The sequence below is a fragment of the Streptococcus sp. DD13 genome, assembly GCF_001578875.1.
Classification (GTDB): Bacteria; Bacillota; Bacilli; order Lactobacillales; family Streptococcaceae; genus Streptococcus.
The window spans coordinates 1,300,837-1,312,222 of the sequence record NZ_KQ969506.1; the positions used below are offsets into that span (position 1 = coordinate 1,300,837).

An 11,386-nucleotide genomic window follows, 5' to 3' on the forward strand; every position below is an offset into this window, starting at 1 on the left:
TAAGAGCTAGCTTCTGCCACTTTTTATAGCTTAATCCAAATAGTGAATTAAGATTTTTTCTGTTAAAATATCGGAATACGTATACGATTCCACATAGGTATTGTTAGGATCTTCGAATTCCACAATAAAAAGGGATTGATAGACTTCAATAATCCGACCCTGCTTATTTTTTTCACGTTTTCGGCCATTTTCAAGAGTCAGTTCCACAATATGCCCTTCATGGGTTCGAATCCCCTCTTTAATCTCTTTCATTTTAGCAACATCTGAAAAAGCATCACTCATTTCATTCCTCCCTCTTAGAAATATTCATAAACTTATTGTATTCTTTTTTAAAAATTAGCTCGACGGTTCCACGCGCCCCGGACCGGTTTTTTTCAATAATTACTTCAATGATATTATTCGGGATAGCCGAGGCATCTTCCTCTCCCCCTCGTTCATAGTAATCATCCCGGTATAAAAATGCGACAATATCTGCATCTTGCTCAATCGAACCTGACTCTCGAATATCAGATAAAACAGGACGCTTGTCTTGTCGTTGCTCTACTCCCCGTGAAAGCTGACTAAGTGCAATAACGGGAACCTTTAATTCCTTGGCTAAAATTTTTAGTTGGCGCGAAATCTCTGAAACCTCTTGTTGACGATTCTCTCGACCTGTTCCAGTAATTAACTGCAAGTAATCAATCAGAATCAATCCAAGATTTCCAGTTTCCTGAGCCAGCTTTCGAGACCGTGAGCGAATTTCAGTAATCTTAATCCCAGGGGTATCGTCGATATAGATACTAGCCTTTGCAAGATTTCCCTGAGCAATGGCATAGTTGTTCCACTGCTCAGGCGTCATCTGACCTGTCCGGATAGAATGGGAATCTATATTCCCTTCTGATGCCAGCATCCGGTCAACCAAGCTCTCCGCCCCCATTTCCAAAGAAAAAATAGCTACGGTTTTTCCAAGTTTCGTCCCGATATTTTGAGCAATATTTAGGGCAAAAGCCGTTTTTCCGACTGCCGGCCGAGCCGCAAGGATAATCAGCTCTTCTTCATGTAGTCCCGTTGTCATTTTGTCTAATTCGCGATAACCCGTCGCAATTCCTGTGATATCGGATGTTTGCTTGGATCGGATTTCTAGATTTTCAAAGTTGATGTTTAAGACATCATCGATCCGCTTAAACCCTGATCGACTTGAACCTTCTCCAATGTCAATAAGGGACCGCTCCGCTTGGGCAATCAAATCATCCGAATCGTCTGATCCTTCATAAGCCTTATTGATTGTTTCTGTTAGAGAGGCGATCAGTTTCCGCCGGTTGGCTGCCTCGGCAACAATCTGCGCGTAATATTCTGCATTGGCAGAAGTTGGAACAGAGTTGATGACCTCGGCTAAATAACCCAAGCCTCCGATATTTTCCAGGTCTCCCTGCTTCTCCAGATGATGGCGCATGGTTGTTGCATCAATGGCTTGGTTTTCATCTGCCAACGCAATCATAGCCCGGAAAATGAGCTTGTGCGCATACTTATAAAAATCATCTGCTTCAATATATTCGCGAACAAACACGAGTTTGCCCTCGTCAATAAAGATTGCTCCTAAGACTGACTGCTCCGCTAAGATATCTTGAGGTTGAACACGAAGTTCTTCAAATTCAGCCACCATTCACCTCCAACCACGCTTGACTAACCATATCTGTTTGACTAAGCTTCATTAATTCGTACTTTAATTTCCCCGACAATTTCTTGATAAATTTTTACAGGAACCTCGGTAGTCCCGATGGATCGAAGGGGGTGATCCAACTGAATATTTCGTTTATCCAGTTTAATGGCAAATTGTTTTTGCAACTCATCTGCGATTTTTTTACTCGTGATTGAACCAAAGGTTCGTCCATCTGGACCAACTTTCTCAGAAAAGACTACCACTGTAGCTTCTTGATCAAGTAGTTCTTTTGTCTTTGTAGCTTCCAAAACCAATTCTGCATGAGCTTTCTCACGGGCTTTTTCTTTTCCGCGTTGTTCTCCGATGGCTGCGCTCGTTGCCTCTTTAGCTAGATTTTTTTTAATTAAAAAATTTTGCGCATATCCTGTAGGAACTTCTTTAATATCTCCCTTTTTTCCTTTTCCTTTGACATCTTCTAAAAAAATAACTTTCATCTTTTTTCTCCTATTCTTCTGCTAACTCGACTTGAATCTTTCTTTCAAGATCCTCCACAACTTCGGACAAACTCTTTTCTCGAACCTGGGCTGCTGCTAGACTAAAATGTCCTCCACCACCCATTTCTTCCATAATCTTTTGTACGTTGATATTGCCCTTACTTCGCGCTGAAATCGAAATATATCCCTTGACATGCCGAGACACGACGAAGACGGCTTCAATTCCAGACATATCAATCACGGTATCTGCTGCTTTACTAGCTGTGGCGCTATCGTATTCCTTATCTGGACTTCCTGAAATCAAAATAACGTGTTCCGTAATGTTGCGCGCCTTTAAGACTAATTCACTAACGGACTTAAATTCGCTAAAATCATTTGACATCAATCGTTTGATCTCTGCATTATCACTACCACGAGCCCGCAAATAAGATGCAACATCAAAAGTCCGACTCGTGACACTGGATGTGAAATTCTTGGTATCTAACATGATGCCTGCCATCAAAAGACTGGCTTGAAGTCGATTCAGTTTGTGGTGTTTATCATTTTGAAATTGAATCAACTCTGTAACTAACTCACTGGCCGAACTAGCCCCACTTTCAATATAGGTTAAGACAGCGTTTTTAGGAAAATCAGCATCTCGTCTATGATGATCAACCACGATAACCTGACTAAATCGCTCGTAAAATTCTTTTGACAGGGTTAAACCAATTTTAGAATGGTCGACCATGATTAATATAGAAGTATGGTCCACCATTTTTAAAGCGTCATCTACCGACAATAAATTGGAACAGTGTTCCTCCTGTAGCCGATGAATCGCTCGAGCAATATCCGGGTACATCTCTTTTTCATCATATACCAGATACGCATTATTCATGATATTTTGCGCAAATAGTTGCATCCCAACGGCTGAACCTAATGCATCCATATCTAAGTTTTTGTGTCCCACTACAAAAACCTGGCTGACCGTTTTCAATTTGTCTGAAACAGCCGTCATCATCGCCCTTGTCCGAGTGCGGGTCCGCTTAACAGAAGAGGCAGTCCCACCTCCAAAGAAAATAGGAGAGACACTCTCATCGTTCTCTTTTACGACAGCTTGATCTCCTCCTCTGACTTCAGCCATATTCAAGTTCTGAAGAGCCAATTGACCAATCTGCTCATGGTTGCCTTTACCAAAAGCCATCCCAAAACTAAGGGTTAAAGGTAAATCTAATTTTTTTGATTCATCACGGAATTTATCAATGATAGAAAACTTATCTTGAATTAATTGATTCAGAACGCTATAGTCTGTGAAAAGATAAAATCGGTCCATCGGACCTCTTCGATAATAAATACCATATTCGTCGGCAAAAGCTGCCACAAATTGAGCCAGGAAAGTATTGACTTGACTGATCTGTGAATCTGCAAAAGCATCTTCTAAGGCATCATAATTATCCACAGAAATAATTCCAATGACAGGCCTGCTTTCCATCAAGCGATTCACTGCTAGATACTCACTCGATACATCAAAAAAATAACATATTTGATTTTCTTCATCGAAATTCACGGCAAAACGTTTGTCTCTAAAAACCGCATAAGTTTTATCCGGTTCGCTTGCCACGGAGATCAATTCTTTAAGCTTTTTCAAATCAATCTCCCCATTTTCTTCAGAAAAAATCAAACTGACATAGGGATTGTACCACTCAATTGACTGACTACCCGCATGTAATTTAACGACTCCGACAGGCATCTTCTCCAAAAGAAGCATCAAACCCTCGTTAACTTGACTTTTAACAGATTCAACCGTTTCAATCTCAGACAATTCAAACGAACGCTGTTGGTAATCAAACACGAGAAGAAAACCTGATCCGAGTGCAACCAGGAATAAAAAATTAAGAAACTAGGTGCGTTCCAAAAAATCATTGCCACCAAGACCAGTAGGGAAACCACTGTGAAGGTGCTTATTTGTAACGTTGTAAACCGAACTTTTTTCATCACTAACCTCTCGTTGAATTTTACCATAAATTAACGGAAAAATCTAGAGGAAGACCATTTAAACAGCTTTATTGAAAATCTCCTGGACGGCTGAATCGAAGCAAAATCATCATCACAAAGAAAACCAAGTTTACAAATCTGTAAACTTGGTTTAATGAAAAGCGATTCCTTAAGAAGTCGCTTTTTGGTAATTTGACTGTTTTCAAGGATTTTCTTTAATATGAAAATCCCCTCATTAATGTATGGTAAGTAACGACCAATCGAGGAGAAACAGTTCCTAGACACCTGTCTAATCCATCTTTATGTACGAATACTTGATTTTTGGGCATTCCTATTCACTAGATTGGTAAAGCTTGTTTGGATAGTACAGACTATTGCATCCTTTTTTGCTGTTTCGAAATGGATCTACTCCGTCCTTCAAGGTAAACCATAAGGATAGAAATATCAGCAGGATTCACACCAGAAATTCGGCTAGCTTGACCGATGGTTTCTGGATTGATTTTCTTAAACTTTTGCCGCGCTTCCGTCGCAATGGAGTCAATATCATCCCAATCTATATCTGCTGGAATGCGTTTTTCTTCCATTCGTTTCATCTTGGCCACCTGGTCAAGAGCCTTATCAATGTATCCTTCGTATTTCACTTCTGTTTCTAATAGCTCGATGACCTTGCGATCCAAATCTTCTGCTGCCGGGCCAATGAATTGGGTAACCACGGCATAATCAATATCTGGACGGCGCATAAATTCTTTTGCTGTTACAGCATCTGTCAAGGGCTTAAATCCGAGTGAAATCACTTTCTCATTGGTTTCCTTGATTGGCTTCAATTTGATAGTTGACAATCTTGTCAACTCATTGTCAAACTGATTTTTCTTTAGTTCATATGTTTGCCAACGTTGGTCGTCAACCAGACCAATCTCTCGACCGATTGGTGACAACCGCATGTCCGCGTTATCATGACGCAGAATCAGACGATACTCTGCACGTGAAGTCAAGAGGCGGTAGGGCTCTAATGTCCCCTTTGTCACCAAGTCATCAATCATGACACCGATATAAGCATCGCTCCGCTTGAGGATTAGTTCAGGCTTTCCTTGTACCTTGAGAGCCGCATTGATCCCTGCCACCAAGCCTTGTCCAGCTGCTTCTTCGTAGCCAGAGGTTCCATTGGTTTGGCCAGCTGTAAAGAGTCCTGAAATTAGCTTGGTTTCAAGAGTTGCACGTAGCTGATGAGGAAGAACAATATCATACTCAATGGCATAGCCCGTCCGCATCATTTCTGCTTTTTCTAACCCCTTGATGGAGTGAACCAATTCCCGCTGGACGTCTTCAGGAAGAGAAGTTGAAAGTCCTTGAATATAGACTTCTTCTGTATCTCGTCCTTCAGGTTCTAAAAAGAGTTGATGCCGATCTTTGTCTGCAAATCGAACTATTTTGTCCTCGATAGAAGGACAATAACGTGGCCCTACGCCTTTTACAATCCCTGAAAACATGGGAGCGCGATGAAGATTTCTGTTGATTAGATCGTGACTACTTTGGTTGGTATAGGTCAACCAGCACGGAATCTGGTCTTGTAAGTAGTCCTCGTCTTTCGACAGGAACGAAAAATGGTTGGGCTTTTCGTCCCCAGGCTGGATTTCGGTTTCAGAATAATCAATAGAGGAAGCCTTGACACGTGGAGGGGTCCCTGTCTTGAAGCGTCCAATCTCCAACCCTAGTTTTTTAAGATTATCCGCCAAGGTGACTGAGGCCAGACTGTTATTCGGTCCTGAGGAATACTTGAGGTCCCCTAGGATGATTTCCCCACGAAGAGCTGTCCCTGTCGTGACAACGACAGCTTTGGCCGCATAGCGTTGCCCCGTTGCTGTCAACACTCCGACGACCTGCCCCTCTTCCACCAAGATATCATCAATCATGGTTTGACGCAGGGTGAGGTTCTCCTGATTTTCCACAGTTTTTTTCATTTCACGTGAGTAAAGTGCCTTATCAGCCTGAGCTCGAAGTGCCCGTACAGCTGGTCCTTTACCAGTATTGAGCATTTTCATCTGGATATAAGTCTTGTCGATGTTTTTTCCCATCTGACCACCCAAAGCATCAATCTCCCGAACGACAATCCCCTTTGCAGATCCCCCAATAGAGGGATTACAAGGCATGAAGGCCAGCATATCCAGGTTGATGGTCGCAAGCAAGGTCTTACAACCCATCCGACTGGCTGCAAGGGATGCCTCTACACCAGCGTGACCTGCTCCAATGACGATAATATCGTATTCTTCCGTAAAATGATTAGTCATGTTTTCTCCTATTTTCTAGAGGAATGCGTCGTGATTTTCCGTCCCAATCCGGCAAAGCTGTCTTTAAAAAGGCTGGAACTAGCTGGATATTCTGGAGCTAATCCAAGTCAATCCGCTCACAGGGCTGCCTTTTCTCATCTTCCTGCATGGTCGATGGAGCTTCTTCAAGCAAGTTCACCAGATAATGAAACTCGATATTGTGATACGAAACACCGTCTTGTTCAAAACGATTTTTAACCACGAAAGCTAGCTGCCCAGTTTAAGATTTGATCCCCAGTTCTTCCCTCACTTCACGGATTACCGCGTCTTCCGTTCTTTCATTGACTTGAATCGCACCGCCGACCACCGATAGTGTCCTACTTACCCTTATCTTTGGTGACTAGGAGCTTACCATTTTGAAGAATCAAGGCTGTCGCCCGAACCCCAAAAACAGTATTTGCCACTTTTGTCCGAAAGTCTTGTTGGGTCATTTTTATCCTATCCCCTAAACGACGCAAAAAGGTCAAATCCCGCAGAAGTGCAGACAAAAAGCCTGCAACATCCATGAGCTTTGACCATCATTTCGATTGCTTTTATTATTGTAGCAAATTAGCAAGATTTGTCAATCTAAATGTACTGACAAACTTGTCCGTCACGGTAAGCATTGTCAATTAGTCCACCACCGAGACACTCCTCACCGTCGTAAAAGACAACAGCTTGTCCTGGCGTAATGGCTCGTTGAGGTTCTGCAAAAATCACTTCTGACTGACCTCCTTTTACCTTGACAGTAACTTGACTGTCAGGTTGACGATAGCGGAACTTAGCTGTACACTCTAGTGTGAACTCTTCTGGCATCTCTCGTGTAAAGTGTATTTGACTAGCCTGTAAACTAGTTGACATCAGAGCGTCATGGTAGAACCCCTGTCCAACATAGAGAATATTCTGGCTCAGGTCTTTTCCGACAACGAACCACGGTGCATTATCACCGCCGTGTTGGCCACCGATACCCAGCCCGCCTCGTTGACCGATCGTGTAATACATGAGACCAGCATGCTCACCCATATCCCGACCATCTACCGTCATCATCCGGCCTGGTTGAGCTGGCAAGTAGGTGCTGAGGAAGTTTTTAAAGTTCTTTTCTCCGATAAAGCAAATCCCTGTCGAGTCTTTTTTCTTAGCCGTCGCAAGCCCTGCTTCTTCTGCTAGTTTTCGTACTTCAGGTTTTTCTAAATGCCCTAGTGGAAACATAGTTTTTTGCAGTTGTTCTTGCGAAAGTTGGCTGAGGAAGTAGGTCTGATCCTTGCCATTGTCCACACCGCGAAGCATGTGAACGGTGCCATCCTCATCACGTGCTACCCGAGCATAGTGTCCCGTTGCCACATAGTCAGCTCCCAAGGTCATAGCATAGTCCAAAAAGGCCTTAAACTTAATTTCCTTGTTGCACATCACATCTGGATTTGGCGTACGCCCCGCTCGGTATTCCGCTAGGAAATACTCAAAGACACGGTCCCAATACTCTTTTTCAAAATTGACCGAGTAGTAGGGAATGCCAATCTGGTCAGCGACTGCCGCCACATCCTTGTAATCTTCGGTCGCCGTACAGACGCCGTTTTCATCTGTATCATCCCAGTTTTTCATAAAAACACCGATGACATCATAGCCTTGCTCCTTGAGCAGGAGAGCTGTTACGGAGGAGTCCACTCCCCCACTCATGCCGACAACGACACGAATTTTTGAATTATCTGTCATGATAATCCTCCCATCAAATTAGTTGTAACGTAGACTTGAAGGGTCTAGTTGATCAAAAGTCGATTTGAAGGTCGATTTTGAAGTGCTTTAAGCACTCGACCATTATAACATAGTCTTATTTCTTTTGAAAATTATTGACCACTGAAACACTAAGCCACTTACAGATAGATCTTTATTTGCTATAATAGAAGAAAGATTACAAGGAGTCTGCTCATGAAAAACATTCGCTTTCAGTCTGTATTTGATATTATCGGTCCTGTAATGATTGGTCCATCTTCCAGTCATACTGCAGGGGCCGTTCGAATCGGGAAGATTGTATCCTCTATTTTTGGTGAAAAACCAACAGAAGTTGAGTTTCAATTATTTAATTCCTTTGCCAAAACTTATCGTGGCCATGGAACCGATGTTGCCCTGGTAGCTGGGATTTTGGGTATGGATACAGATGATGAGCGGATTCCTCAATCTTTGGAAATTGCTCATGAACAGGGTGTGAAGGTGTATTGGAAAGTAAATAAAGAAAGCAACACGCCCCACCCAAATACAACTCGAATCATCATCCGAAATGAGCATAAGTCACTCTCTGCGACCGGTGTTTCAATCGGGGGTGGTAATATCCAAGTAACTGAATTAAATGGTTTTGCAGTCAATCTCAACATGAATACTCCAACACTGATTATCGTTCATCAAGATATCCCAGGAATGATTGCCAAAGTAACAGATATCCTGTCTGATTCTGACATCAACATCGCTCAAATGAATGTGACGAGAGAGAGTGCTGGCGAAAAAGCCATTATGATTATAGAAGTGGATTCTCGTCAGTGTGAGGAAGCTGTTCAAAAAATTAGTCAAATTCCTCACCTTCACAATGTCAACTTTTTCGGATAGAAAGGAACATCATGTTTTATACTGTAAAAGAACTCGTCCAGCAAGCGGAAGAAAAGTTTGATGGAAATGTTTCAGAGTTGATGATTCACACGGAAAAAGAACTCTCCGGCCGTGAGCGTGAAGAAGTATTGAATCTTATGTCTCGTAACTTGACTGTTATGCTATCTTCTATCACAGATGGTTTGACCGAAAGTACCTCTCGATCTGGGTTGACAGGAGGAGATGCAGCGAAGTTAGACCGTTATATGAAATCGGGAAACACCCTGGCAGATCAAACCGTCTTAGCTGCTGCTCGAAACGCCATGGCAGTAAATGAGCTCAATGCCAAAATGGGGTTAGTCTGTGCAACACCAACAGCTGGATCTGCTGGATGCCTTCCAGCTGTTTTAGGAGTTGCAACAGAAAAGTTATCTTTAACAAAAGAGAAACAACTTGAATTTCTGTTCACTGCAGGGGCTTTTGGTCTAGTCATTGCCAACAATGCCTCGATCTCCGGAGCTGAGGGGGGCTGTCAAGCTGAGGTTGGGTCAGCCTCTGCGATGTCCGCTGCAGCACTGACCATCGCAGCTGGAGGCACCCCTTATCAAGCCAGTCAAGCTATTTGCTTTGTTATAAAGAATATGTTGGGACTTATCTGTGATCCAGTCGCTGGACTCGTAGAAGTCCCCTGTGTGAAGCGGAATGCCATGGGAGCTAGTTTTGCCTTAGTTGCTGCGGATATGGCTTTAGCTGGTATCGAATCCAAAATTCCAGTAGACGAGGTGATTGACGCCATGTATCAAGTTGGTTCAAGCTTGCCTTCTGCCTTCCGAGAAACTGCTGAAGGAGGATTAGCCGCGACTCCTACCGGAAAACGCCTATCGCATGAGATTTTTGGAGAGTAGCAAAACAGGCTGGGGCAAAGCGATTTTATAATCTCAAAGATCACAGTCATTAGAAGTATAAATAATCAAAAAGACGAACAAATTAGAGGCTGGGACAAAAGTCCTAGCCTCTCAATTGTTTTTGGATTGTCGAGCAAGACGCAGTGGTTGAGCGGGCTCTACTCCGCTGATTTCATCCGCTTTTACAGCCCTACTTAAGTGTGCGGAGGTGGGACGACGAAATCGAATTCTAACGAATGACCGATTTCTGTCCCACTCTCTAAATTATTCGTCTTTTATCTTTGAGGTTGGTCTTTAGCCCAACCTCTTTTGCTTTCTCCACCTAAACCAACGGGCTACGAAGATAACAATCCACTAGTTTTTCAGTTGCCTGCACAGAGTCTTTATGTGTCCGCTCATAGGAATGGCTCGATTCAATTCCTGCTCCTAGTAAAGCATGCTTCACTTCTGCCCCTGCCCGCATAGCTGCAGAAGCGTCTGATCCATAAAACGGATAAATATCTAACTGATAGGAAATATCATTTTCCTTTGCAAGAGCGACCAAATGTTGTCGGAACTCGTAATGATAAGGTCCAGATGCGTCTTTGACACAGATGGATACTGTGTACTCATCCGTCTGTTGATCGTCGCCCATTGCCCCCATATCTACCGCAAGATACTCTACCGCTTCTGTTGGGATACTAGAATTAGCCCCATGGCCCACTTCTTCAAAGACAGAGAATGCAAAGGTAGTCGTCACAGGTAATTGAATTCCTTCTTCCTGATAAACCTGAAGCAATCGTAATAGAATAGCCGCACTGACTTTATCATCTAGGTGACGCGATTTAATATAGCCCGACTCTGTCACAATGGTTCGTGGATCAAAGGAGATAAAGTCCCCTACTTCAATGCCTAGTGCTCGAACACCTTTTTCATCTCTTACCTTCTCGTCTAAGCGAACTTCCATATTGTCTTGGTTGCGCTCAATCGTTCCGGCATCTCGATAAACATGGCAGGATGTCTGGTGCAATAGGATGGTTCCTGTCACACTTTTTCCTGTGTTTGCAATATGAACTGTACAGTTTTCTCCTTCAATCATATTCCAAGGATAGCCCCCGATTTTATCGAGTTTTAGTCTGCCATCTGGTTTGATAGCACGAACAATGGCTCCAAGTGTATCTACATGCGCTGTAATATAGCGTTGTTTTTCCTTTTCTTGACCCTGAACGGTGACGGTCACCCCACCTTTAACGGTCCGATGAACTTCATATCCAAAACCTTCTAACGTTTTCACTAAATAGTCTACAATCTCACGAGTAAATCCTGTTGGAGAGGGGATCGCCGTAAGTTGCTGAATATATTCTATTGTTTGTGACATATCATTCCTCCTATATGCCAGTATTATATCATATTCTTTACGCAACTCGTAGCGGTTATCTGATTCTTTGGGTCAAGACATAAAAGCGCCGATTGAAGCGTCTTATTGTTCTATTTCCAAAGAGATTGCGATCACTTCACATT

Annotated in this window: 8 protein-coding genes and 2 pseudogenes; 2 read left to right on the top strand and 8 right to left on the bottom strand. The window is 42.9% G+C overall.

Features of this window, described 5'->3' with window-relative positions; genetic code table 11:
- Positions 1-30 precede the first annotated feature (30 nt).
- From STRDD13_RS06045 to mnmA, 7 genes and pseudogenes are all read right to left on the bottom strand, one after another.
- Complete coding sequence (locus STRDD13_RS06045; RefSeq protein ID WP_067103033.1) at positions 31-282, bottom strand: Veg family protein; 252 nt, start codon at positions 280-282, stop codon at positions 31-33.
- Between the two features lies 1 nt (position 283).
- Positions 284-1,639 (bottom strand): replicative DNA helicase, encoded by a 1,356-nt coding sequence (dnaB, locus tag STRDD13_RS06050; protein WP_067103223.1) that lies wholly within the window; start codon positions 1,637-1,639, stop codon positions 284-286.
- A gap of 41 nt (positions 1,640-1,680) precedes the next feature.
- A complete protein-coding gene (gene rplI, locus STRDD13_RS06055) occupies positions 1,681-2,133 on the bottom strand; it encodes a 50S ribosomal protein L9 (RefSeq protein ID WP_067103036.1) in 453 nt (150 codons plus the stop codon).
- 10 nt (positions 2,134-2,143) lie between these two features.
- A pseudogene (locus STRDD13_RS06060) lies at positions 2,144-4,104 on the bottom strand (DHH family phosphoesterase).
- A 371-nt stretch (positions 4,105-4,475) separates the two neighbouring features.
- Positions 4,476-6,389 (bottom strand): tRNA uridine-5-carboxymethylaminomethyl(34) synthesis enzyme MnmG, encoded by a 1,914-nt coding sequence (mnmG, locus tag STRDD13_RS06065; protein WP_067103040.1) that lies wholly within the window; start codon positions 6,387-6,389, stop codon positions 4,476-4,478.
- Positions 6,382-6,859 (bottom strand): annotated as a pseudogene (locus STRDD13_RS06070) (NUDIX hydrolase). The gene mnmG and the pseudogene STRDD13_RS06070 overlap by 8 nt, the downstream one beginning before the upstream one ends.
- Before the next feature lie 136 nt (positions 6,860-6,995).
- A complete protein-coding gene (gene mnmA, locus STRDD13_RS06075) occupies positions 6,996-8,117 on the bottom strand; it encodes a tRNA 2-thiouridine(34) synthase MnmA (protein ID WP_067103042.1) in 1,122 nt (373 codons plus the stop codon).
- A 213-nt stretch (positions 8,118-8,330) separates the two neighbouring features.
- Between mnmA and sdaAB the strand changes: the two genes are divergently transcribed.
- Together sdaAB and sdaAA are read left to right on the top strand one after the other, a co-directional pair.
- Positions 8,331-9,002, top strand: a complete 672-nt coding sequence (gene sdaAB, locus STRDD13_RS06080) for an L-serine ammonia-lyase, iron-sulfur-dependent subunit beta (protein ID WP_067103044.1) — start codon at positions 8,331-8,333, stop codon at positions 9,000-9,002.
- Between the two features lie 11 nt (positions 9,003-9,013).
- Positions 9,014-9,886 (top strand): L-serine ammonia-lyase, iron-sulfur-dependent, subunit alpha, encoded by an 873-nt coding sequence (gene sdaAA / locus STRDD13_RS06085; RefSeq protein WP_067103046.1) that lies wholly within the window; start codon positions 9,014-9,016, stop codon positions 9,884-9,886.
- A 322-nt stretch (positions 9,887-10,208) separates the two neighbouring features.
- On the opposite strand, the gene STRDD13_RS06090 is transcribed toward sdaAA, so the two are convergent.
- Entirely contained in the window at positions 10,209-11,243 is a 1,035-nt protein-coding gene (locus STRDD13_RS06090) for a M42 family metallopeptidase (protein WP_067103048.1), read from the bottom strand.
- Positions 11,244-11,386: the final 143 nt, after the last annotated feature.

Bases quoted from the DNA above. Each gene is read 5' to 3' on its own strand.
- mnmG (WP_067103040.1), bottom strand. From the start codon at position 6,389: ATGACTAATCATTTTACGGAAGAATACGATATTATCGTCATTGGAGCA.
- rplI (WP_067103036.1), bottom strand. From the start codon at position 2,133: ATGAAAGTTATTTTTTTAGAAGATGTCAAAGGAAAAGGAAAAAAGGGA.
- sdaAB (WP_067103044.1), top strand. From the start codon at position 8,331: ATGAAAAACATTCGCTTTCAGTCTGTATTTGATATTATCGGTCCTGTA.
- mnmA (WP_067103042.1), bottom strand. From the start codon at position 8,117: ATGACAGATAATTCAAAAATTCGTGTCGTTGTCGGCATGAGTGGGGGA.
- STRDD13_RS06045 (WP_067103033.1), bottom strand. From the start codon at position 282: ATGAGTGATGCTTTTTCAGATGTTGCTAAAATGAAAGAGATTAAAGAG.
- STRDD13_RS06090 (WP_067103048.1), bottom strand. From the start codon at position 11,243: ATGTCACAAACAATAGAATATATTCAGCAACTTACGGCGATCCCCTCT.
- sdaAA (WP_067103046.1), top strand. From the start codon at position 9,014: ATGTTTTATACTGTAAAAGAACTCGTCCAGCAAGCGGAAGAAAAGTTT.